General features: G+C 44.4%; 21 protein-coding genes. 7 read left to right on the top strand and 14 right to left on the bottom strand.

All coding sequences use genetic code 11. From position 1 onward, the window contains the following. The first annotated feature begins 36 nt into the window (after window positions 1-36). Window positions 37-369 (top strand): PBPRA1643 family SWIM/SEC-C metal-binding motif protein, encoded by a 333-nt coding sequence (locus BGP75_RS16270; protein ID WP_076719889.1) that lies wholly within the window; start codon window positions 37-39, stop codon window positions 367-369. 217 nt (window positions 370-586) lie between these two features. On the opposite strand, the gene BGP75_RS16275 is transcribed toward BGP75_RS16270, so the two are convergent. Next, window positions 587-1,039 (bottom strand): hypothetical protein, encoded by a 453-nt coding sequence (locus tag BGP75_RS16275; RefSeq protein ID WP_076719890.1) that lies wholly within the window; start codon window positions 1,037-1,039, stop codon window positions 587-589. Between the two features lie 259 nt (window positions 1,040-1,298). Continuing rightward, on the bottom strand, window positions 1,299-2,423 hold the full coding sequence (locus BGP75_RS16280) for an agmatine/peptidylarginine deiminase (RefSeq protein WP_076719891.1): 1,125 nt from the start codon (window positions 2,421-2,423) through the stop codon (window positions 1,299-1,301). Window positions 2,424-2,515: 92 nt separating this feature from the next. Between BGP75_RS16280 and BGP75_RS16285 the strand changes: the two genes are divergently transcribed. The 3 genes from BGP75_RS16285 to BGP75_RS16295 all read left to right on the top strand — a co-directional run bounded on the left by BGP75_RS16285 (window position 2,516) and on the right by BGP75_RS16295 (window position 5,019). Further along, window positions 2,516-2,941 carry an NnrU family protein gene (locus BGP75_RS16285; protein ID WP_255395944.1) on the top strand — a complete coding sequence of 142 codons (426 nt, stop codon included), beginning with the start codon at window positions 2,516-2,518 and terminating at the stop codon, window positions 2,939-2,941. A 9-nt stretch (window positions 2,942-2,950) separates the two neighbouring features. Beyond that, entirely contained in the window at window positions 2,951-3,565 is a 615-nt protein-coding gene (locus BGP75_RS16290; protein ID WP_076719893.1) for a triacylglycerol lipase, read from the top strand. 419 nt (window positions 3,566-3,984) lie between these two features. Then, window positions 3,985-5,019, top strand: coding sequence for a GlxA family transcriptional regulator (locus tag BGP75_RS16295; protein WP_076719894.1), 1,035 nt, complete (start codon window positions 3,985-3,987; stop codon window positions 5,017-5,019). 119 nt (window positions 5,020-5,138) lie between these two features. Here the strand turns inward: BGP75_RS16295 and BGP75_RS16300 are convergent, their stop codons facing one another. The 6 genes from BGP75_RS16300 to BGP75_RS16330 form a co-directional block, all read right to left on the bottom strand. Continuing rightward, a complete protein-coding gene (locus BGP75_RS16300) occupies window positions 5,139-5,546 on the bottom strand; it encodes a hypothetical protein (RefSeq protein ID WP_076719895.1) in 408 nt (135 codons plus the stop codon). 31 nt (window positions 5,547-5,577) lie between these two features. Next, window positions 5,578-6,045 (bottom strand): DUF2628 domain-containing protein, encoded by a 468-nt coding sequence (locus BGP75_RS16305; RefSeq protein WP_076719896.1) that lies wholly within the window; start codon window positions 6,043-6,045, stop codon window positions 5,578-5,580. A gap of 153 nt (window positions 6,046-6,198) precedes the next feature. Continuing rightward, complete coding sequence (locus BGP75_RS16310; RefSeq protein ID WP_076719897.1) at window positions 6,199-6,750, bottom strand: hypothetical protein; 552 nt, start codon at window positions 6,748-6,750, stop codon at window positions 6,199-6,201. Window positions 6,751-7,260: 510 nt separating this feature from the next. After that, window positions 7,261-8,298, bottom strand: coding sequence for a hypothetical protein (locus BGP75_RS16315; protein ID WP_143821090.1), 1,038 nt, complete (start codon window positions 8,296-8,298; stop codon window positions 7,261-7,263). 1,514 nt (window positions 8,299-9,812) lie between these two features. Further along, window positions 9,813-11,237: a sodium:solute symporter gene (locus BGP75_RS16325; protein ID WP_076719900.1), complete on the bottom strand. Its 1,425-nt coding sequence runs from the start codon at window positions 11,235-11,237 to the stop codon at window positions 9,813-9,815. A gap of 242 nt (window positions 11,238-11,479) precedes the next feature. Continuing rightward, the gene (locus tag BGP75_RS16330; RefSeq protein ID WP_076719901.1) at window positions 11,480-12,472 is read right to left on the bottom strand and encodes an NADP-dependent oxidoreductase; all 993 of its coding nucleotides are present in this window, start codon (window positions 12,470-12,472) and stop codon (window positions 11,480-11,482) included. Between the two features lie 206 nt (window positions 12,473-12,678). On the opposite strand from BGP75_RS16330, the gene BGP75_RS16335 reads away from it, so the two are divergent. Beyond that, entirely contained in the window at window positions 12,679-13,587 is a 909-nt protein-coding gene (locus BGP75_RS16335) for a LysR family transcriptional regulator (protein WP_076719902.1), read from the top strand. 915 nt (window positions 13,588-14,502) lie between these two features. Here BGP75_RS16335 and BGP75_RS16345 read toward each other — a convergent pair. Continuing rightward, entirely contained in the window at window positions 14,503-16,341 is a 1,839-nt protein-coding gene (locus BGP75_RS16345; protein WP_083704869.1) for a cobaltochelatase CobT-related protein, read from the bottom strand. Further along, the gene (locus BGP75_RS16350; protein ID WP_076719904.1) at window positions 16,341-17,315 is read right to left on the bottom strand and encodes an AAA family ATPase; all 975 of its coding nucleotides are present in this window, start codon (window positions 17,313-17,315) and stop codon (window positions 16,341-16,343) included. Before BGP75_RS16350 ends, BGP75_RS16345 begins: the two co-directional genes overlap by 1 nt. A 340-nt stretch (window positions 17,316-17,655) precedes the next feature. Between BGP75_RS16350 and BGP75_RS16355 the strand changes: the two genes are divergently transcribed. Continuing rightward, window positions 17,656-18,612: an alpha/beta hydrolase gene (locus tag BGP75_RS16355; RefSeq protein WP_158070126.1), complete on the top strand. Its 957-nt coding sequence runs from the start codon at window positions 17,656-17,658 to the stop codon at window positions 18,610-18,612. Between the two features lie 92 nt (window positions 18,613-18,704). On the opposite strand, the gene BGP75_RS16360 is transcribed toward BGP75_RS16355, so the two are convergent. Together BGP75_RS16360 and BGP75_RS16365 are read right to left on the bottom strand one after the other, a co-directional pair. Then, window positions 18,705-19,496, bottom strand: a complete 792-nt coding sequence (locus tag BGP75_RS16360) for an ABC transporter substrate-binding protein (protein ID WP_076719906.1) — start codon at window positions 19,494-19,496, stop codon at window positions 18,705-18,707. Window positions 19,497-19,696: 200 nt separating this feature from the next. Beyond that, on the bottom strand, window positions 19,697-20,911 hold the full coding sequence (locus BGP75_RS16365; RefSeq protein WP_076719907.1) for an MFS transporter: 1,215 nt from the start codon (window positions 20,909-20,911) through the stop codon (window positions 19,697-19,699). A gap of 100 nt (window positions 20,912-21,011) precedes the next feature. On the opposite strand from BGP75_RS16365, the gene BGP75_RS16370 reads away from it, so the two are divergent. Continuing rightward, the gene (locus BGP75_RS16370) at window positions 21,012-21,899 is read left to right on the top strand and encodes a LysR substrate-binding domain-containing protein (protein ID WP_076719908.1); all 888 of its coding nucleotides are present in this window, start codon (window positions 21,012-21,014) and stop codon (window positions 21,897-21,899) included. Between the two features lie 112 nt (window positions 21,900-22,011). On the opposite strand, the gene BGP75_RS16375 is transcribed toward BGP75_RS16370, so the two are convergent. Further along, entirely contained in the window at window positions 22,012-22,545 is a 534-nt protein-coding gene (locus BGP75_RS16375) for a YcnI family protein (RefSeq protein WP_076719909.1), read from the bottom strand. Between the two features lie 162 nt (window positions 22,546-22,707). Then, window positions 22,708-23,085: a DUF2946 family protein gene (locus tag BGP75_RS16380; RefSeq protein ID WP_076719910.1), complete on the bottom strand. Its 378-nt coding sequence runs from the start codon at window positions 23,083-23,085 to the stop codon at window positions 22,708-22,710. Window positions 23,086-23,283: the final 198 nt, after the last annotated feature.

Below are 23,283 nucleotides of genomic sequence, written 5' to 3' on the forward strand. Positions count from 1 at the left end.
ATTGTTATCAACGTTGTTTCAAATAAGGGTCATAGAGTGTCCAAGTTTTTCTTTAAAGGTCGCATTGAAAAAAGAGAAGATTATGAAGGTAAGGGGTTTAATACTAAGCGGGCCGAAAAGCTAGGTACTGAGAAATTCCCGTTGTCGCTTACAGTTGTCACTGAAGCGCGTAAAACCGAGATAGAAGCAATTCTGGAAGAAAATTCACTCTACGGTGATATCGCTGTCAACGAGGAAGCAGAAGAGAATATTGTTGAACTTGAAGTAGTGCTCAATAAGCCTAAAACCATGGTGCTTGAAAAAACACCTAATCGAAACGACCCCTGCTCTTGTGGCAGCGGCAAAAAATATAAGAAATGTTGCGGCTGATGAGCCTTTTTTCTAAGCAGTATCTTCACTCTCCAATCTGATTTAGTTTTTCCATCCGAACTCCTCTGGATTCAGTTTAGGTTTATAAACTGAATTCAGTGCTTTATGCCGTTAGTATAGGTCCAGATGAAGGCTTTGTTTTATTAAACATTCCAATTCAAGGTCTATTTGATTTTTTTGAGTAAAGTATAAGCTGAATTCACAGCGTGAAATATATCTATTTATCCTCTGGTTTTTCAAATTTATTTCTTATTGTTTTCTGAATACGATCTATATTTAATAAAAACCAGAATGTTAATCCGATCATAAATCCAACAAATGAAAATAGAGGAAATGCTGTTGAAAGGCTATAGGTTTCACTTCCAAAACCACGGAAAAGAGAAATCATAAACATAGGAATATCCGCGATTAATATGCCTCCGATTGTCAGTGAAAATATATTTATTTTGTTTTTCTTTAATAATAATCGATAAAAGCGATAGCCAATAAAAAACTCAAAAAGGTATACAACGGGAAGACCAAATATAACAATAGCCAACACTAAACCCATATAGTTTGCAAAGCCGGATTCCATATTGAAGCCAGATATATCGGCAAAGAATGCATAAAAAATAAATGCGAATGGCATGACCAAGGGGGCTAGAAGAAAAGCTCTATTTTCACGAGTCATAACGTTATATCGTCACCTATTGCTAACAGGTTACACCTGTCTATAAATACGGGTCGAAGTTTTCGGTGCTTATAATCAAGCCCTTGTGGACCATTGTATATTATTGTCAGCGGGCTTGGCCATAATATATGTAAGGGTAAAGGTCATTCTGTGAAGTAGAAACGCCAGCCAGGGCTGTTTCCTCCCGTATCGGCTGGCATTGCACTGATCGTTGAATTAACTTAGGTACCTTATAGGACCTGCAAATAACCAGGGCTGGTTACTCTGCAAGAGGTTCTTGCTGGGTTGCACAATGGATACTTCCACCGCCGCTGGCAATGCCGTCGATCGCAATTTGTTCTATTTGATGATTGGGGAATGCTCGAGCCAGCTTCTGCCTTGCTGCACTATCTGCTTGTTTGTCACCAAATTTTTGCATAATGATGGCACCGTTACAGACATAGTATCCAACATAACCTGCAGCAAAATCTTTTGTTCCAAATTGGGTGTTAATATCCCAGGGGGTATCTAGAACTATAAGCTCAAATGCATTGCCATTGGCATCGCTGGATGATTTAAGTATCTCTATGTTTTCCCGAGTGATTTGATAATCATAGGAGGAGCTGTCCATATCTCGGCTGACCGCAACTACGCCAGGTCTGATAAAGCGAGCATAAAAATCGGTATGCCCATCGGTAATGTCTTTGCCTTTGATTCCTTTCAGCCAAATGATTTTTTCTAAACCGAGGAGTGTCTTTAGTTCGTTTTCGACTTCTACCTTCCCCTTACCCGGGTTGCGGTTATCATTAAGAATACAGCTTTCGGTCATGATCGCTGTACCCGCACCATCCAGCTCAAAACATCCGCCTTCTAAAATCAGATTGGATTGAATACTCTTTACCCCTGCGGTTAAAGCAACGAAGTCAGCCACTTTGGCATCTTGTTCGTAGGCTTGATCTTCGCCCCAGCCATTAAAATTGAAGTTAACCGCTGACTTTTGGCCTTTTCCGTTTACTACGAAGGCTGGACCAGTATCTCGCATCCACAAATCATCCATGGTGAACTCAATCAGCTCAATGGGATAAGGGTGGCTGTCCAGGCCATTAAGAAGTTTTACCGCGGTAGCGTAGTCCTGCTTTCTGACGAGTAAGGAAACCGGTTCATACTTGGCAATAGATCGGGCGATTTCAGCCAGGTTTCGTTGAACTTCAGAAACCTGCCTGTCTTCCCAGATATCATAACTGGCTATAAATGACATCCAGGTTCGTTTATGGGGCGCGCTTTCATCAGGCATATACCAGTTGCCGGAATCGATTTTTGTTTGAGTTTTTCCGTTGGCATGACTGATGTATACACCGCTGGCCATCAGCGTCAGGGACTGAAGAAAAAAACGTCTTGTAAACATATCACTTACTCTATCAGAAGCAACTGAGTGCCGGTTCTCTGGTATCTTAGTCTCGTCGACAACATAAGAAAAGCGGGGCGTAAGAACGATTTATTCGACATCCAATGCTGTTGGGAATGAAGCTATGGGCAGTTGGACATTTATTCGCCAATGGTGATCTGCGTTCAATGATTTTGTTCTTGAATTTTTTGATTTATTCAGTTAATGCCGTTGTTATGGCAAGTAGAAGAGGAAAAATTAAAGAACACAAGCCAGTATCCATCATCTATGATATAGGCGTTTTGATAGTAAGTTTGGTGGGTTATAGTGCATTTATGCATTTTTATGGCGACTTACTTTGGGATGCCGGTTATGTAGTATTTTGTTGGAAGTTGATATCGGCCATTGCATCTATTGTCGCAGGTTCCTTAGCCCAGTGCGCTTTTTCAGCTGACCATTTTCTAATAAAATTCAGATTTAAGAGTGAGTTTTTTATTAGCTGCTGGATTAAGATTAATGGATATAGGTCACCAATATAGAGAAGACATATGGATTTGGTTTTGATACACGGAATGGGAAGAACACCGCTGTCGATGCTTCTTCTACGTCATCGCTTAAATCGCTTGGGATTTAATCCTCATTTGTTTGGTTATATCCCCGCACTCGAATCACTACAGCGTGCGACGGATAGATTAGTCGACATGCTTCACTGTAAAATAAGTCACAGGCGATATGCTTTAGTGGGTCACTCTCTTGGAACAGTGATCATAAGAAATGCGCTGCCTCATCTTATAGATAACCAGCCCTCCGCTTGTTTCTTTCTGGCTCCACCAATGGTTGCCTGCAAAGCTGCTAAATTTTTCTCCAAATTCTGGTTGTATCAGGTTCTTACTGGTGAGATGGGGCAATTGTTAGCTCAGGAAACGTTTATGGTACAACTGGAACTGCCTCGAAATGCCAGAATCTATGTAGGTACAGGTGGCCCAAGAGCCTCATGGCTGCCTTTCGGTCAGGAGGTCAATGATTGTATTCTTTCTGTTGGCGAATCCTGTGGACCATACACCGATGGTGTGGTTAAGGTTCCATCGACTCATACCTTCATTATGTCTTCACCAGTCGTTGCAAAAGATATAGCTGCTTCATTAAAGAATCTAGCCTGTTAAAGCTGGTCACTGATCTTGTTACCAACTTAGCATTATTCCCACCGCTGAATTTCAGGGATGCTTATCGTAATGCTGAATGGCATCCATTTAATCATTCTATTTTGCATCATCAGAGATCCTACCTTACTCCTTAGCTGGCTAAAAAACTCTGCGATTATAGGGTGTTAGTACCTAGTCAGGGATGTTCGGCAGTAAGGTGATTCTGATGGCTGATCAATCAATATTTATCGTAAGTGTTTCAAAAATTTCCAATAGGAAATTTTTGTTGACTGGTATTTCCTGTTGATATAACCTGACTCTACTGGTCATAGCAGTAACAATTGCAGGTTATCGATCCATTTTTTCCGGGATAGAAGCTGTCGTATTAAGAATATTGCACCGAAATCATCGAAACAGGACTATAAGCCAGGAGTGTGTCCATGACAGAACAGCAAGACCAAACTCTTAGCCTATCGAATGCATACGGCGACTGTTATCGCGTTGGTTTCTTGCTGCTGTCTAACTACTCAATGGCCAGTGTTTCTTCAGCTATTGAGATACTTTGTGTTGCGAACCAGTTGAGTAAAGAGCGTCTTTACCAATGGCAAATACTTTCCAGTGATGGTGAAAGAGTCTGTGCAGCTAACGGACTGGGTATTCATGCAGATCAGTCTGTATATGATGTTGATCTAACTGCCTTAGATGTCATTATCGTCTGTGAGGATGGACCTGGCTCTGAGGATCGCAAACTGATTGATTGGCTAAAGCAGGCGAATCGCTATAAGGTCAAGCTGGGCGCTTTTGGTACCGGCAGTCTCTTATTGGCCCGTGCTGGATTACTGGATGGTTACCGTAGTGCAATACATTGGGACTACCTTGTTTCCATGTGTGAACTGTTCCCAAAGATAAAGGTTTCTCCAACTCTCTTTGTTATCGACAGGGATCGTTTTACCTGCTGTGGTGGTAATAGCTCTCAAGACCTTATGTTGGAAATTATTACCCGTCGACAAGGTGTTGAACTCGCTTCGGCTATATCAGAACAAGTGGTATATGAACGGGTCAGAGGCCAGGAGGAGGTGCAGCGCATCCCGCTTCGTTCTCAATTAGGTAATACGCAACCGAAACTTACCGAAGCACTTACCTTGATGGAAGCAAATATAGAGGAACCGATGAAAGTGGGGGACTTGGCAGGTTACGTCGGCATTTCATCCCGGCAGCTGGAGCGAATGTTCCAGAAATTTCTGAATTGCAGTCCGTCTCGATACTATATGGAGTTGCGGCTGTCGCGTGCCCGGCAGCTGTTGGTGCAGACAGATAAATCCATTGTGGAAATAGCCATTGCGAGTGGTTTTGTCTCTCCCCCCCGGTTCAGCATCAGTTTTCGTGAGTATTTTGGAATTACACCTCGCGATGCTCGGAAGGCTTTTCTGCAAAACAGCAGTGCAAATTTGGAGCAGAATGCAATTCTTTCTTAAATTGTTGCACTGATTTTTCTAGTCCAGCGCCGTTGCTTGATTAGGTCTGGTAATAAGTGGTAGCTGAGCTGGGGGATTGATTACAAACAATCCCACCCTCATGTATCTGCTTTATTCTTTCATCTCGATTTCCCACTGATATAATTTTTTACTTCTTCTGATGAATTAAAATATTTTTCGTCGAAGTAATATTCCTCATTGTTGTGTCTAATTAAATTATCCATATAGTTGAATGAGTAAGGATATTTGTTGTTGTCGATTTTGATTTTATCCTTAATTAAGTTTTTGTTTTCTTTTTGAAGAGCATTCAACTCATAGGATATGTTAGACAGTTTTTCATTGTAGGAAATCATTAGAAAAATTGGCCCCGTAGTTACTATTGCTGCAAATATACCAGCTACAATGCCAGCCAAGGTACCGGTTATTATACTATGCTCGAATCCTTCATATGTAGCAGTCGCTATTATTACAAAAAATATAAATGAAGTTGCAAAGTTTAATTTATCTATTACGAAATTTTTAATCATTGTTGATAGCCCTATCTGTGATATTTTTTCACTAAATAAACATAGGAGTTAATATTATAAATACGAAAAAAAATGTTCCAATGAAATTAACACCTCCTTTTTTTCGTAGATAAGCTCGTTGCTTTTCATCTTCATCTGATGCGTATTCTGACCATGTGGAGATTTTTTTAAATTTCTTATAGTACCAATAATTTCCAAATTTTCCTATTAAAAAACCATATATAAAGTGTGATGTGACACGCCACCTAACCAACTCTATGTCTGATATATGGGCGGTGTTGTTTAAATAATAAACAGCTATCACATCGGAAAAAAATATAAAAATAACAAATAGTAGTGGTTTATATAATTTTCGGTATATTAACCATGCAGGCCCAAAAAAAGCTGCTGACCAATTAAATCTAAAAGATTTATGTCCATCACTGCCACAAACTTCCCAGGTTTTAAGATAATAATCTTGATTTTTAGAAACAAATGCAGCTATTCGCGAACCTTCCATATTTTCCCTTAGAATAAAAGCGAGATTAATGTTATCTTTTTTACGCTAGCAGATTTTTCTGTGGTCCGATTAAATTTCAACTAGTGGGTTAGTTCCGCATAAACTCTTCGTCCCGTTTTATTATTGAATAAAATTTCAGTATATTTAATAAATTTAAATATCGGGGTTTAGGAAGCATAAATCATATAAATAAACTGGTGATTTGTATAAGTCATCAAGCTGAACGGTTTTTTTCGGTTGCTGAGATGGTAAAGAAAAATTATTACTTATTAGAATGCAGGAAGTAATATTTTCAGATATCAGTTTTTTAGCGATAGAAATCATTCCTTCAGGGTATAAATAGCATACTATTACGGAGGCACTGGATAAATCTGCTTTAAAGAAGTTTTTCCGATAGATCTTAAGGTTGTTGAGACTAAGAATTTCTTTAATTAACGATGCTATCAGCCAGGGAATTAACGATAGTTCATAACCCACAATTTGTCTCTCTGGGTATTCTTTCGCCAAGGGTATGAGTAAGTTACCCCAGCCACTACCCAAATCAAATATGGGACCGGTCCCGGTATCCTTGGTTAAGTGAATTATTGCTTTGCGTGCTTTCTTTGAGCTTGGCATGGGTGATATACCCAAGGTCAGAGTACTCCAAACGATGGAAGTGCCTGTAAGTATTGTGACGGCGACTATTACTATTTCGAATGTTGACAAAAGGATGTTCTCTTCACTTGTGACTGTTGTATAGGAATTCTTGCATAAGGTTCAAAATAGAAGTTTCTATATGTAATCAATTTTCTTTCTACTGTACATTTATGTCAATGGAAAGACCCTATTTTGTTCTTAAAACTTGAAGTAGTGAATAATTTTTTTGCTAAACCCCTATGATTATAGATCTTGAAACTTTTGATGGGATCTGATTTCTTTGGTTTTTTGCTGGTATGTTTGAAGCAAAAATTAATTACCGTGTTCTGTTGATAGCTTTATTTTGCCTTGTCGGGCGAGTAACTTTGCTCAGCGCTGCAAAGTAACTAAAACGTGCTTTCGTCGTAACTTGTAGCGAAACAGCCTCTTGTTATTTGCAGGTGCCGATATTTTGGCTGTTTTAGAGCGAACGTGTTTGTAATGATCGACTAGTGTTGCTCCGTGGTAGACGTAGACTACGATGAAAAGAGGAAGGACATTAATCAAAAACTATCCTTCCGTTCCGTTTTCAAGAATCATTTATAAGCTAATATTGTCATCTGATAGTGTTTGAATAAGCACCTCCAGTGAAGGCTGCCCACTCCACTCACTGATTGATCCAAATGGCAATAAAGTTTGATTTAAGTTGGTTATTCGATATTCCCAGCCACTGGAGTATGGATATTTTTTTTCATATTTATCTCCTCTATAAGTACCAACTGTAGTTATAAAAACCATCCTAACACTTCCATTAACTTCAGAATTTTTCGTATTGTAAGTTGCTAAAATACGTTTAACTACGCCATTAGTTATATAAGTTGGTGGCATGCGGGTACTTAAATTTCCATAAGGTCCTATGGGGCCAGAGCCACCCATTACATGTGCTGCTGTTAGTGTTGTTTCTTCAACTCGTTCTCCAAAATTATTTGCTTGAGAAATTCCTTTCATTGCTGTGTTAGCCATCGAAGCATGGATAGCACCTGCAATAAATCCAGAGGCTACATTAGTTATTATTTGCGTAGTCATAACCTGTGTCGTTCCACTAGGTGTTAATTGCATACCCACTTGTGAAGCTTGTTGATTGATTGCACCGACTGATGCGACACCCATGGCAACGCCGGTTGTAGCTCCTAACGAAATTCCTTGGGAAACAGCTTCCTCCGTTCTATACGATACTTTTCCAGTAATTGATAAAGGTTTTCCTGAAGAGTCTTTAAGAAAACCTGCTGTTCGAGGAGAAAAATCAGCACCTAGAGCAATGGCTTGACCAATCCTAATATTATGGTTATGTGAAACTAATGCATCTAAGGCCCGTGCATTGGCTTCTACTATAGGGTATTCGGCTTCAAAAGTTATTCTATCTGGAGATCTGTCCAGAGGAATGAATCCCGTTTTATCAGAACCCACTATTGATGCTATCTCCTCCAGTTCAGTAGGTGTGAGTGGTTTATCGGAAATTTTTTTATAATCGTATTTATTTTCTTGAAATAACGGTGGTCCGCTATATCCTTCGGGAGGTCCCATAGTGCCACACGCTGAAACGATAATAGATAAACCAAGCATGACATATACTTTCATTATTTTTAGATCCGAAAAGTAAAGTTGTTTAATTAAAACCCAGTGAGATATTGTAATATTATTTAATCAATAGTAAATATTCGAACAAATATATTCTAGTTTGTTGATTTTGCGCCGTAGAAAAATATAAACTAATTTCGATGGGGTCTGACTCAATCAGGATTCTATGTTTGCAGCTCATTAATGCTTAATCAGTTTTTAGTCGAGATAAGATCAAAAATATGTTCTATACGCAATACAGAAGCCTTTTCATAGACGACTCCATAATTCGTGTCTACTTCATATATATGGGCAGATTTTCGACCCAGCATAGGCTCATACAATCTATACGTGAGGCCATGTGCAACAGGATTTCGGACTTCAGTGTAAAGCGTGTTAAAAACATTCTTTTCTTCAGCAGTTAGTACACTCTCTGACACAAGATCTATGTTTATTATATGATCTTCTCTATCCATTAGATTTTTTAGCTACTCCTCGACATTGCTTGAGCCAGGAACAAAACCTTCAGGATTTGATGTCTCCCGCATAGGCTGGCACAAGTATTATATTTCTTGTCCATGAAAAACATTAGCGAATCACGAAAAATATCCGTTTCGATAGCTTTATGAAATATTACATTCCCCAACAAAATAACACTGAATAGATTTTATTTACCGGATTCAATATAAACTCCTAAATACATAACAGTATATTCAACGTCACACTGACGTAATAAAACACATCAAATTTGCAAGCTGACATGATCTAACCCACACTTCACAAGGTAATAAACCAACCAGCTATGACAAAAAACTGAGAAGAGAAAAACAAAAGAAAACAGCAGTACTCCCTTCCACCTAATTCAACCAACCAGAACAGCAAACCAAAGCAACCAATACACCCCATAGGTTACTAACACATATAAATCATGCAGGAATTTAGCCCCGTAAACCAGTCCTTAATCGAAAGTTTCTAATGTAAACAACCGTTTTCTTGATATGACTCAAGCAAGGCAATAGGGAATTGATAGAGAAAATATCTACGCCCAATAACCATGGAGCAACTCAAGCCTTGCAGGATAAACAGGTTCGCTCTAAAACAGCCAAAGTATCCACACCAACAAACCACACCCATATAAAAGGCTGTTTTAGCCATAAGCAAAGACACTTACCCACAGGTCGGAGCAGCTTCAAAACTCGCCGTCATAAACTCGTTCGCTCGAGAACAGCCCCTCTAACAAAACTATCCACAACTCATTTAATCAAGGGGCTGTTTCGCAACAAGTTACGACGAAAGCGCGTTTTGGTTACTTTGCAGCGCTGAGCAAAGTTACTCGCCCGGCAAGGCGAAAACCAAAACCTCAACAAAACTAGGTAATCCAGAATGACTCAAAACTAACCAGCAACACCAAAAACCAAAACACCAAAAATCAGTGCTCCCGAAAATACCGATAAGCCAAAACCCCAACCCCCAAAGCAACCACCATAGAAGCCAAAGAAACCCCATAAACAACAACTTCATACCAGAGCATATGCCTAACCTCCCTCAACCCCAGAGCGACTACCAGCAACCAAACCCCCAGTTCCCCCAAAACACCGATAAACCAAAACAAACACCACCAAGTTACTCACAACCCCCACAATTAACCCTGTAATCCCGGTCAATTCCTGCAATGGAAAAGGTCCCCAGTTCCAAAATCCCGTCACCAAAGCCCCAACCAACATGGCCCAAAGCGCCGCCTTAGAACAGTACACCTCAAAAAACACCCCTAGCACAAAAGGAATCAATATCGTCGGGGCCCAGAAGGCGTAACTCATCAACAACGCATCGACAATGGAAGTAGCATAGAGTGCAAACAAAACCGCACCCAAGCCAATTCCCAGATTAACCCCACGCTCCAACCAGAGCCGATGCTGTTCTGTGATATCCGGGTTAATAAAACTTTGATAAATATCCCGAACAAAAACCACCGCTGATGAGTTCAGGTAAGAATCGGCAGTAGACATTACCACCGCCAGTAATGCTGCCAGAACCAGGCCCGTTATACCCACAGGTAGGGCGCTACGTATCAATGCCGGTAAAGCCTGATCAGCGGAGATGTTGGGATAGAGCACCAGAGCTACCAGACCAATGGTGGAAGTGATGAAGTAGAATAAAAAGCCAAAGCCACCGGCGATGGTATATCCGATACGCGCATTGCGGGCATCCGGTGCTGCCAGGGCTCGCTGTGTATAAGGAGGCACCAGGGTTTCACCCAATAAAAAGGCAACAAACAGGCCGAAAAACAAAAGTGGGCTGTAGTGGCCCATGAAGGAAAAGTGAGCCTGGGGTAACTGTTTAATCAGGGCGCTGGGACCACCGGCTAATTGGATGCCGATAATCAGGGTAAGAGGCATAAAAAACGCTAACATCAGAAACTGGATAACGTCTGTTTGAATGACTGCCCAGATGCCGCCTACGGTGGAGTAGAGCAATACCAGAGCCATGCCGATGATAATACCGGTACTAACCTCGACACCGAGCACGGCATTAAACACGGTGCCGATGGCCAGTGCCTGTGCACCAAGGATACCGATACAGTAAACCATTGAGAAAATACCGGTGATCAATCGTGAGGGAGCACCGTAGTGATGGGCCATAATATCCCCGACGGTATGGGCTCCGGCATAACGTTTCAGTTTTGGTGCGATATAGAGTCCTGCTAACACGGTGGCGATGGGAAATGCAGCGGCGGCAAACATAAAGGCATAGCCTTCAGTGAAGGATTTTCCGGCTCGTCCTAGTGAGGCTCCTCCCCCCAGAAATGAGGCTGCCAAGGTAGCGAACAAGATTGGCCAGGTGATGCGGTTTCCTGCTACTGCAAAGTCGTCACTGGTTTTTACCCGTTTGGCGCTACGATAACCAATAAAGATAATCAGTAAAAAATAGGCGGCCAGACCGAGTAGATCCAGTGTGTGCATTGCTTAACCCCGGTTATCTAGTATTGATTTAAGATCAGCAGTTTTTGCCTTAGTGTAACTGATGGGGGAGGGCTTTGCTGGATAGCGATGGAGAATGATACGGATTATCAGTGAGTTGGCGAATTTTCACCAACTCACTTGATGGTATTTCTGGCTAGTTTTACAAAGGATGGTTTGTGGATAAGTCCAGGTATTGTTATTACCAAATGTGGTTATTAACTGCCAGATGAGAGCCTGAGCCGCTAAAGTTTAACAATCAGTTTCCCGGTGTTTTCTCCAGTGAATAACATATTTACACCCAGTTTTGCGCTTTCCAGACCCTCAAGGATATGCACTTTGCTGTTGATTCTGCCTTTGTGCAGATAGGGTAAGATCCCTGAAACCAACTCCGGGGTACGGTGAAAATGATCAGTGATGGTGAAGCCCTGAACTTTAGCTCTGCGTTTAATCAGTGGAATCCAGTTTGGTCCCGGAGCTGGTGTTTCACGGTTGTAGTCAGCGATCATGCCGCAGACAGCGATACTGGCAAACTCATTGAGACGTTCCATCACATGTTGCTGTGTTTCACCACCGGTGTTCTCAAAAAACAGATCAATACCATTCGGTGCCATTTTATTCAGCTGCTCCGCGATATTGTCAGTCTTGTAGTTAATTACCCCATCCAGACCAAGATCCTTGCTTAGCCAGTCACATTTGTCCTGGTGGCCAGCAACACCTATTACCCTCAGGCCGTCGGCTTTTGCCATCTGAACCACGACGGAGCCCACTGCACCTGCCGCTCCGGTAACAACCAGAGTTTGACCGGGTTTGGCATCGAGTATATCCCTATAACCCAGATAGGCGGTTAATCCTGGCATGCCGAGTACTGATAGTGCTTGCTCAGGGGAGACAGATGGATCAATAGGGCTTAGTCCTTCGCCGCTGGATTTTAGTAACTCTGTCCAACCTGTCATTCCGGAAACTTTAGTGCCTACTGGGTATTCATTATGTAAAGACTCTATTACCTCTCCGTAGCCTAAGGAGCGCATCACCTCACCAATAGCAACGGGTGGGATATAGCTGTTGGGGTCAGGGCTGACCCAACCCCGCATAGCAGGATCCAGGGACAGGTGGGTGACTTTAACCAGAAACTCACCATCTTTCAGCGCTGGTTTTTCCAGTGACTGGGTGCTGAAGGTTTTTTCATCAATTTGTGCACTGGGGTACTGATCCAGAATGATTGCTTGATAGGTCATATGCTCGTCCTAGGTAAAATTTTGGATAAAACCTTGTGGATAAATATTAAGAACAGTATATAGATTGCAAAATTGACAATATATTGGTCAAAATAAGAAACATATTTGTGATAATTGCAATAATTGGTGGGTTTGATGATTATATTGCCCAGCCAAGTTAAAGGGTTGTACTGACGCAATAGGAACAGATAAGCAGGATGAACTTAATGGATATCTTCAAAGCGATGACTACCTTTGTCCGGGTTGTGGAAGATGGCACCTTTAGCGCTGCTGCGGACCGGCTACAGACTCCCGTATCCAGTGTTTCCAGGCAGGTTAGGGCGTTAGAAGAGCATCTGGGAACGGAGCTGATGTTACGCAGCACCCGAAGTTTACAGTTGACTGAAATCGGTAAACTTTACCTCAATGAAACTCGTCAGATACTGGAAGGCTTGTCTCTTGCCGAGGATTTGGTGGCAAATTATCATCAGGTACCCAAAGGGGTTCTAAGAATCAGTGCAATGCCTAGCTATGGAGAGCAGGCAGTTGTACCTCTGTTGGCGGAATTTGAGCAGTTATACCCTGAAATTGTTATAGATCTGGAATTGACAGATCAGCTAGCCGATTTTAATCAATCCAATATTGAATTGGCTTTTCGTGGGGGAACCTTGCCGGATGAGCGGCTTGTCGCTCAGCAATTGGATGATAATCGTTTCTATCTCTGTGCCTCTCCGTCCTATCTTGAATACAACGGAATACCGCGTCAGGTCAGTGATCTTCAATATCATAAAGCGCTGCTGTATCGGGCACCTCATCAGGTTATGCGCTGGCTTGCGATAGACAACAATAATTTTCAGACCGTATCGATTGAGGAAGTACTGATTACCAATTCAGCTTCGCTGCTGATGCAGTCGGTATTGGCAGGAAAGGGACTGGCTATGTTACCCCTGTGGGGAATTCGTGAGTCCTTGCGCCAGGGCGATATCCAATTGGTTGAACTTGAGCAATCAATAACTGCGTCGCAAATCGGTACTGCTGGTATTTATATGCTATACCAGCGGCTCAGATACGAAGTGCCTAAAATCCGAGCCGCTGTGGATTTCTTTAAAAAACGATTAACCGCCAGCTGTGACTAGTTTAAGGAACCTGCGAATAAGTCCGTTATGTTCTCAGGTTCCTTAGCTTTCTTGGTGCCGCAGGGTAGATCGACCACTCATACCCTGTACTTATTAGGGGATTCCTTATTCACAATTTCCGGGGGTATGCCTGTTTACAACTTGGGTGTAATCCTCCGTACCCTTTGATCAGCGGGGCTTTCCGCCATTTGTCCAATCTCGCAGCATTAAATAGTTTAAACCAGCTCCTGAGCTTGTTTTCTATAATACTGAGCTTTGACAACGAGTTCTTGTGGGTATAGATGACAGTTATCCCCAGCAATAGTAACAGCGTGACAACGGCGGAAAGCTTGTCGTTATTGTTCACATATTTCGGGGGCAGGATTGTGAGCAACTTGGGTGTAATAGGCTGTATCCCTTTATTCATAAGGCTTTCAAAGGATTGATTAAATTACATCCAGCCTCTATTTGGCGGTATTTCAGTTCCGCTTAATCTCAAATGTAAAGAGCAAAATAAGCTGTTTTTGACCTTTTAATCAGGCGCTGACTGATAGTTTGGAGTTTATCAACATGTCTTTGAAATATTGGCTGAGCGATTGTGTTTGAACTGTTAATTCATATGCACTCTGGAGATAGTATTGTTGTGTTTATACACAAATACCGGGAGCAGTCGTGTTGGTAACCTGGGTGTAAACCTTTCAATCCCTTTAACCATAAGGCCTTCCGGCATTTGTTCAGAATTGAAGCAGGTGATAAGTATGTTATTTCCTTTATGCACAAATGTCGGGAGTAGGAGTGTTGGTAAGTTGGGAGTAACCGGCTGAAGCCCCTTAATCATGGGGCTTTCCAAGGTTTGTTCAGAATTGAAGCAGTATCTGGTTAGTCCCTGTTCTTTACACACAGAGGTTGTCAGTGGAAGTCTGAATAACTGCCAGACTACCTCTTTAACAACTGGATGACTTCGTCAAAGACTGCGTTATCAAGCGATCGATCGATATCAATGGCCAAATTATTGCGGTAGTAGGTACTTAGATCCAGTCCAACCCCCAGAGCGTAGAGCTCTACCTCGCCCCGGGCTTCTATCAGTCCAGCAACCTGTTGCAGATGGTTATCCAGGTAATGTTCGCCGTTGGCTTTATGGCTGGCGCTTTCCATCGGACAGCCATCGGAAATGACAAACAATATACGCCGTTCTGCACTGCCTTCCATTAGTCGACGATGAGCCCATTGTAACGCTTCGCCGTCAACCCCTTCCCGAAACAATGCTGATTTCAACATAGCAGCGAATTCTGTCCGCCCTCGTCGCCAGGGTGTTTTAGCATCCTTATAAATCATGTGAAGGGTTTCGCACAAGCGGCCAGGGTTCTCTGGCAGTCCTCGTCCGAGCCATTGTTTTGCCGGTTTCCCACCATTCCAGTTATTAGTGGTAAAGCCTAATACTTCAGTGCTGGCACCAGCCTGTTCCAAGGCACGGCAAAAAGTATCGACCATCATGGCTATGGATTCGATATGTTCTTTCATCGATCCTGAGCTATCTATCAGAAAGCTTACCTGACAGTGATTTTGCGGTGTAATCAGTTCCTGTCGAAACAGTCGGCGTTCGGAAGGGGAGGTAACTAACTGGGATAAACGCTTTGCGTCAAGATGGCCTTCTTCGTGACCAAAGCTCCAGCCCCTTCGATGGGGTGTGGATAACAATCTTGAGAGCTGACGGGCGAGTCGCGGTACATTAAGCCCCTGATCGTTAATACGAAGATCAAGTTGTTCACGCAGTTCCTTTAACTGATCGTTGCGGACCATCGATGCGGCGATGACTTCGCGATCAAATTCACGGCTATACACCTGATAAGAATCTACCTGCTCTTTCAGCAGACGTTCATCTCGGTCGGTCCAGCGATTGCCGGGGGCTTGAATATCAGTGGAGTCATCCATTGGATCGAGCATTAACCGAAAACGTGACTTCTTTTCGTCATCTTCCTTAGTGTCCGGCTTATCTGGATTATGTTTCTGCTCGGCATCAATGGCATCGTTGATAGCGATAATGATGTTGGCAATATTCAGCGCGTGATGGGCAAACTTTGCCTGATTATAGCGTTCTCGGCGTAATCCAAGCAGGTCGGTTCCAATTGCCGGTGCCAGTACAGCACGCTGTTGTTCAATCAGGTCCTCTGTTTCTTCTATGGGAGGGTTGCCGGTGAGGCGAGACCAGACCATCTGAGCGACGGTATAAATCATCATGCCAAGCTGATTTTCAGTCATCCCTGTGTTGTGAAAATCACTGCACCAGGTACAAAATCGTTGTTCTACGTTGCGCTTCATTCCCGGGTGAGAAAGGTCAACCAGTGATTCGACTCTAATCTGTTCCATCAATTCAAACAGTAGTTGCGAAGCGTCTCCTTCCGGCATTTTTTCCAGATGGAATCGATGATCGCTGTACTTCAGACGCAACGCCATCCCGTCAGCGGCACCTCGATGCTGGCCAAAACCGGATTCGCTGTCAGGTTGCAAGTGAGGCGCGCGAAGAGGAGCCAGTTGCCCGTTAAGTTCGAGGCGATGGCCGCGGAAACGAATTCTTGCTTGTCCTGAGAAGGCTCGGATACTGGCAGCGCAAAGCTCTTCTATCTGTTGTTGGCGTTTCTCCAAACGAGGGGAAGGGGGACGACTGGCAACAGCCGCAGCGTGAGGCGGTTGTTCCGGGTGCCAACGTTGAGGTGCAGGATTTGCCTGCGACTGGCTGTTTGCTGTCGCAGGGGAGGTGTCTGAAGGGGTCGTCATCAGACTGCTTTTAGCTGGTGAGACTCTGCCAGCTCCTGGTCAAAGCAACGTTGGAAATATTCGGCAACAACAGGGCGTTCTGCTTCATCACACTTGTTGAGGAAGCTGAGGCGGAAAGAGAGCTCTGCGTCTTTAAATATCTCATTATTTTCAGCCCAGGAAATCACCGTACGGGGAGACATCAGTGTGGATAAGTCTCCGGCTGCAAAACCATTTCGGGTCAGTTCTGCTACTGCGACCATAGCATCAATTAGTTGCTGGCCTTGATCGTTGTTGAGTGTCGGCACACGAGCCTGGACGATATTTATTTCGTCCTGACGAGGCAGGTAATTAAGGGTCGCAACAATGTTCCAGCGATCGATTTGAGCCTGGTTAAGTACCTGAGTACCGTGATAGAGGCCATTCAAATTGCCCAAACCAACCGTATTGGAAGTGGCAAAAAGACGAAATTGTGGATGAGGTCTGATAACTTCATTCTGGTCTAACAGGGTAAATTTTCCATCCCGTTCCAGGATTCGTTGAATAACAAACATAACGTCGGGACGGCCCGCATCGAATTCATCAAAAATCAGCGCCACGGGACGACGCAATGCCCAGGGTACAATCCCTTCCTGAAATTCGGTTATCTGCTTACCTTCTCGTAATACGATGGTGTCTTTCCCAACCAAATCCAGTCGACTGATATGGCCGTCCAGATTAATGCGAACGCAGGGCCAGTTCAATCGCGCAGCCACCTGTTCGATATGGGTCGATTTACCTGTTCCGTGCAAACCCTGGATCATCACTCGGCGATCCTGGGCAAAGCCTGCCAGAATCGCTAAGGTGACTTCGCGATTGAAACGATAGGCGGTGTCAATTTCGGGAACATGATCATCCCGTTCACTGTAGGCCGGTACTCGAAGGTCTGAGTCGATGTCAAAGATCTCCCGAACAGAGACCATTCGATCAGGTTGTTGAAGCTGAATATCGGACATCAAGATTTCTCCGGAGCGGGAACGAATAATTAGTCAGCTCTGAATAAACGCTTCGTTTATTTGACAGAGATAGCGTTGCTTATTCTAGGTGTATTTGGAACCCGCTGAAGGGGCCAGATGGAGGGAGGTTATATGGCCAGTGGGCCAGATTCCGCACTCAGGTGTGTATGACGCGAATAATTGCAATTGAGATTGATCACTTTTGCTACTGCTTTTAGCCCGCGGGGAAGATAGGCTGCAACGAGAATGCTTCAGAGATGCTAGTTATCCATGATTATTTTTGCCCGCTGACTCTGATCGGAGTTGTTGGATGAAAAACCGGTGCCAGGGGAACCTAACCGTGAGTAGTTTAAAACATACCTTAGAGCCTTGGAGTCATGAAGAAGAGGGTATATGCCTTAGGGGTTGGATGACTCCTGACTGTGGGCGAAATGATCGACCGGTGATTCATTTCCTCCATGGAACGGGTTTGTCCAACTTAACCTATTGGCCATTCTTACAACACTTTGAAAAAGACTATGATCTTTTCCTGAATTCAATTGAAGGTCATGGTGACAGTGACACCGGCTCCAGAAGAAATTCCCATGAATGGAATAGACTGGCAGATCGATGCTTCAGAGCCTATCAATCTCAGCGGGCAAACTGGGGCTCCGTGCCTGTTATTGGAATGGGGCATAGCCTGGGAGCGATACTGACACTGCTAATGCAGGAAAGATCGGTAATCCAGGATAAATCGGTACTGCAAGACGAGGCCACAGTGCTGAAAAGGCCTGCCCGTCATTTTGACCAGTATATTTTGCTGGACCCGGTGATTTATCCTAAACCACTGATTGCGACAATGAGGATGTTGAGCGGCCTGCGGATGAGTAAACATGTTCCCGTCGTGCGTAAGGCCCATCAACGTCGTCATCAGTGGCCGAGCCGGGATGCGGCCTTAGATAATCTCAGGGGGCGTGGTGCCTTCAAAAACTGGTCGGAAGAATCATTGGTTGCTTATATAGATCACGGCCTTTGCGCCTCTACGGACGGTAGCTGGCAACTCCGTTGCTCTCCGTGGTTAGAGGCCCGTCTGTTCGCTGGTTATCCAAAAAAACTCTGGTCTGCTATTACCCGGTTACCTCAGGGTACAGAAATTATTCACAGTGAAGATACCTATTCCTTTATTCCACCCACTGTGCGTAAAGCTGAAAAAGCCAACCCTAACATTCACTTATCCGTCTCTGATGGAGGTCACTGCTTTATGCAGGAATTTCCTAAACGGTCCTATCAGCAGGTTGTTGATCTTATACGTTTCTGACCTGCTTGCTCTGATTAAAGGTTTCTCAGGCGCTCATTTACTGAATAAAACTATCCAGAAATTCAGCGACTAAGCGGAATGTGATTAGAGAGTCAGTTAGGGGATTGAAACCAGTGATCCTCTATTTTTTTTAATTCACCGGTTTTGATCAAATGTCTTTTACCCTCGTCAAAGTCATTGAGAATCTCTTGTGCTCGAGGATTACTTTTAAGGGCCACCAGGTACTCAGCGGTAGAGTCAAAGACCGGTAGCTTCTTATAAGTGTTTTTCCAACCGGCATTTTTAAGAGCATAATCAGTAATAAATTCATAACTGACGATACCATCGACTCGACCGGCATCCAGCATCTTGAAGCCCTGTAAGGTTGAATTAAGTTTTAACTTATGGACCTTCTTAAGGTTATTCCACTTGTCCCCGAAGTTAAAGCCGCGTCTTTGGCCGATGGTGAGACCCTTTATCGATTCCAGACCGCTCCACACAATAGGGCTATCCTGCCGTACATAAATGCGGAAGTTCGCCTGATTTATGGGTTCTTTTGAGTAGAGAAATATTTTTTGTCGCTCGCTGTTTTTACCGGTAGGAAATAAAATATCTTTGTTGCCAGCACTGACTAATTTTATTGCTCTCGCCCAGGGGGATACGTTCAGTTCGATGCTGTAATTCATCCGGTGAAAGCTGGCCCTGAGTACATCCCAGCTGTAGCCCTTTAGAGCGGCAGAATCACTTCCCGGTGGGATCTGTTCCAGGGAGTTTATTGGCTGAGTAGTAAAACAAAAGGGGGCGTAGTCTTCGAGTGTTGCTACCGAAACAGTCTTTTCCTGAGCATGAGCCAGGGAAAATAGAAGCGGAAATATCGACAAAACAATAAAGGTTTTGTGGAGCAAAATGGCTTTCCTTTCTTAGTCAGTCGTTCTTTGTGGCCGCGATCTTGGAAAATGCCACAATTCTCTGCTTACTATAGGAGACGCTGTTTTCGCTTGTCAAAACCAATGTTATCAATCATGGTAGCGTCAAAGCTCCTGTTGCAGTGTACGGCTCTGATGTGAGCAGGAGCATGGCTCTGAGATTATAAACAAAGAAAACCCTAACTTTTAGCCATGGCGTTTATCGGGATCTGCTGCTGTGGTCGAATCGGCAAATGGACTACAGCGGCAAAGATACCTAGACCAGCGCTGATCATCAGGGCCAGGTCGTAATTACCGTTTAAATCAAAAAACCAGCCTCCTAACCAGGCCCCAAAAAATGCACCGATCTGATGACTGAACATGACCAACCCAAACAGGCTTGCCAGTTTTTCGGTGCCAAAATACTGGGCCAGAGCGCCACTGGTTAACGGGACGGTAGATAGCCAGAGCATGCCCATCAATACTGAAAAAAGGTAGAAACTTGTGGCTGTCTTTGGCATCAGCATGAAGATGATGATCGTTAGTGCCCGGGCTCCATAGATGCCCGATAGCAGATAGGGCTTGTGATAGCGTCCACCGAGCCACCCAGCCAGCAAGGTTCCCGCCACGTTGATCAGGCCGATCAGGGCCATGGAATTGGATGCAATGTTGGCGGGTAATCCACAGATAGCCACCAGGTTAGGCAAATGAACGGAGACAAAAGCCACATGAAATCCACAGACAAAGAAACCCAGTGCCAGCAGAACGAACCTGTGATCACTGAGTGAAACAGGTTCAGGCTGAACACTTTGTTGATGTTCAGGTCGAGAGCGGAGGACTGGGCTGAGAGCAATCATCAACAGGGCTATCAGGGCGAACAGCCATATTGCAGCGGTCCATCCGAACAGAGCGCTGATTTTTTGAGCGATCAGAGCGAATATAAACTGACCGAAAGAACCCCCAGCGCTGACGATTCCCAAGGCAAATGAGCGTTTTCGTTCACTGACATGGCGGCTGACGGCAGCGAGTACCAAAGGAAAAGTGGTAGCTCCGGTGCCTATCCCAATCAGAATTCCATTACTCATGTGGTATAGCCAGGGGTCCTGAGTGATGGCAAGTAAACCCAGACCAAGTGCATAAATGAGTCCGCCTACTGCTAAAACCCGAGCTGTTCCATAGCGCTCAGCGGCGAGTCCGGCAACGGGAGATACCGCTCCCCAGATCAGGTTTTGAACAGCAAAGGCCAGTGACAGTTCGCTTAATGATAAACGTAGGTGAACGGCCAGATCTGGCAGAAATAATCCCAGCGATTGGCGTACTCCCATATTAATAGCCAGTAAAGAGAGTCCGGTCAGGATTATCAGTGCCACCGAAGATGAGGGCTTGTTTCTGTCTGGGGTTGTGGATGTGCTCATTATTGAAACCGTCAAATGGGGGCAATTTTACGAATTCTTCTGGAAAAGGATTTGTGATACAACTGATTTATTCTGCCTTATAAGATAGAAAAACTATTTTATGAATATAAAAGATCTTCCACCATTAAGGGCTTTGGTGATTTTTGAGGCTTCCGTTCGCCATAGTAGTTTTAAGCTTGCGGCGGATGAACTCCATTTAACTGCCGGTGCTGTCGGCCAGCAAATTCGTAAACTGGAGGAATCTCTTGGGTTATCCCTGTTTAATCGTTTGCCAAGACAGGTTCAGGTTACCGATTCAGGAATGATTTATTACCGGCAAATCGTGCCGGCGCTGGAACAAATCTGTAGCGCCAGTCGTAGTATTCGGACTCAGCGTCGCAGAGGGGTCTCGGTGACAATGGTGCCTTCGATGGCGGCCAAGTGGTTAGCACCGCGGCTTAAGGATTTTGTCACTCGTTATCCGAATGTGGATGTGCATATCAATGCCACTCAAGTCCCCGTAAGCTTTGAGCAGGAGGGGGTGGACCTGGGCATTCGCCATTTTGATGGAAAAGACCCGGGTTTTGAGTCGGTGTTGTTATTGGCGGATGAGGTTCGAGTGCTTTGCTCTCCCCGTTATGCGGCTGAACAAGGTTTAAGGCAGGCGAATGATCTGAGTCGAACAACCTTGCTGCATACCAGTATCCATCAGAGCTGGAGTGCCTGGTTTGATCGTTTTTCAACGCTTGAGCCGAAGGATTATGAGCAGATCCATGGAATCTGGTTTGACCAGGGGATGTTAGCTATAGATGCTGCCTGTCGCCATCAGGGGGTTGTCCTGACTAACGAGTTACTGGCGCGGGATGAACTGCTATCGGGGGATCTTGTTGAGCCCTTTCAGGCGCGTATGCCGCTTAATAGGGGCTATTACCTGATTTATCCAAAGCGCAGGAAACTTTCAGATGCTGCTATTGCATTTCGAGACTGGCTGTTAGAGGAATTTCACTGAGAGGCCATTGATCAGCGGTGTTGCTCAAGCCCATCCCCCATTGTCGCGTAATGAGGAATGGGCCTGTGTGGTCAGCAGGTATCAGCTAAATACGCTGCAGGTAAGAAAGCCCTTAGTGTTTGTGTTCATGACTGGTAACCAGCTTTAGTTGGGGGGCTGGTCTTTTCAGATCGTGGCTGTCTTGACCGGGAGCAGGTATTTGCGTCCAGGAATTTTCCCCTTTAACGCACTCCTGGGTGGTACTCAGGTGCAATACCTGATCTGCTTCACCGGCAACTTTTCCACGAAAGACGAATTCGTCATAGTGACCGTCTTCCAGGTTGCCACCGCTCCAGATAATTTCCCGAACATCTTCTGTGATAGTCTTGCCGTAATAGTCGAATGGTGTATCGAGCTTTTTGGATACCGTTTCTAACTTCCAGCCGGGTTTCGGCATTGGTTTTACACGACGTAATTCCAGCGGCAGCTCGATCCGAACCACCTGTGTAGCGCTGCCCTCGCAGCCATGACCAATCCGCATCACCCCTTTATAGGTACTTCCTACTTCTGCTGACGGGGTCTCCAGAGAAGCGTGGGCAGAAACAGAACCGGAAAAACTCAGGCCCATAACAGTGGAAGCCAGGATAGCAGTAGTTAGCTTTTTCATGTGTTATTACTCGTCCAGTATTCATCAGTGGCAGACTGTTGCCAGTCCAGCCGGTAGCAACTGATAAGGAGGCTGCCTGACAGTCGCGCAAGGCAAACTTGTCCTGATAAAGCAGTCGTTATCAGATTATCGAAATTATTCCTGTCGATGTTTGATGTGCTACTAACTGAAGGGTGGTGCTCGTACCCGAACCGAGCTGACCCGATGATAGGGCTGAGCACTCCTAGGATTCGGGGGGAAAGGAGCGCTGCTACCTTTTTCCAGAGCAGCCAGGTCTGTATCAGGAGGTATAGCGGAAGCGAATGCCTGTCCAAGAGAGCATACAGGGCACTGAAATGAGTTTTGTTTTGAATCAGTGTCCTGCTGTTCTGAAGAATCTATCAGAATCTGTTGCAGCCCTTGCAGGGTACAAACCCAAACAGTCTTGCCGTTACTGTCGGTTTTTTGAATGGGGGCCGTCAGCAGTGGCAGTCCGGCCTGCACCAGGACCAGCAATAGAACAAGGGTAAGTGCCTGCTTTGCGTGGTTACTGAGGGTCACTCTGTGTATTGCCGACGGTCGGGGCATCTGCTTGGCTATAACTCGGTGTCAAAAAGTAATGGAAAACGCATACTGGGAAATAAACGCTACAATATTAATGCTTTAGTTATTTGATAAGCAACTGAATAATCTTGGCGGATTGAGTCATGTCATCTGACTGTTTTGTTGGCTGGTTGCTTATCTGTACTCAACTATGCT

The sequence above is a fragment of the Motiliproteus sp. MSK22-1 genome (genome assembly GCF_001968815.1).
Classification (GTDB): domain Bacteria; phylum Pseudomonadota; class Gammaproteobacteria; order Pseudomonadales; family Balneatricaceae; genus Motiliproteus.

Bases quoted from the DNA above. Each gene is read 5' to 3' on its own strand.
- BGP75_RS16275 (WP_076719890.1), bottom strand. From the start codon at position 1,039: ATGACTCGTGAAAATAGAGCTTTTCTTCTAGCCCCCTTGGTCATGCCA.
- BGP75_RS16280 (WP_076719891.1), bottom strand. From the start codon at position 2,423: ATGTTTACAAGACGTTTTTTTCTTCAGTCCCTGACGCTGATGGCCAGC.
- BGP75_RS16290 (WP_076719893.1), top strand. From the start codon at position 2,951: ATGGATTTGGTTTTGATACACGGAATGGGAAGAACACCGCTGTCGATG.
- BGP75_RS16295 (WP_076719894.1), top strand. From the start codon at position 3,985: ATGACAGAACAGCAAGACCAAACTCTTAGCCTATCGAATGCATACGGC.
- BGP75_RS16300 (WP_076719895.1), bottom strand. From the start codon at position 5,546: ATGATTAAAAATTTCGTAATAGATAAATTAAACTTTGCAACTTCATTT.
- BGP75_RS16305 (WP_076719896.1), bottom strand. From the start codon at position 6,045: ATGGAAGGTTCGCGAATAGCTGCATTTGTTTCTAAAAATCAAGATTAT.
- BGP75_RS16315 (WP_143821090.1), bottom strand. From the start codon at position 8,298: ATGAAAGTATATGTCATGCTTGGTTTATCTATTATCGTTTCAGCGTGT.
- BGP75_RS16325 (WP_076719900.1), bottom strand. From the start codon at position 11,237: ATGCACACACTGGATCTACTCGGTCTGGCCGCCTATTTTTTACTGATT.
- BGP75_RS16330 (WP_076719901.1), bottom strand. From the start codon at position 12,472: ATGACCTATCAAGCAATCATTCTGGATCAGTACCCCAGTGCACAAATT.
- BGP75_RS16335 (WP_076719902.1), top strand. From the start codon at position 12,679: ATGGATATCTTCAAAGCGATGACTACCTTTGTCCGGGTTGTGGAAGAT.
- BGP75_RS16345 (WP_083704869.1), bottom strand. From the start codon at position 16,341: ATGACGACCCCTTCAGACACCTCCCCTGCGACAGCAAACAGCCAGTCG.
- BGP75_RS16350 (WP_076719904.1), bottom strand. From the start codon at position 17,315: ATGTCCGATATTCAGCTTCAACAACCTGATCGAATGGTCTCTGTTCGG.
- BGP75_RS16365 (WP_076719907.1), bottom strand. From the start codon at position 20,911: ATGAGCACATCCACAACCCCAGACAGAAACAAGCCCTCATCTTCGGTG.
- BGP75_RS16370 (WP_076719908.1), top strand. From the start codon at position 21,012: ATGAATATAAAAGATCTTCCACCATTAAGGGCTTTGGTGATTTTTGAG.
- BGP75_RS16375 (WP_076719909.1), bottom strand. From the start codon at position 22,545: ATGAAAAAGCTAACTACTGCTATCCTGGCTTCCACTGTTATGGGCCTG.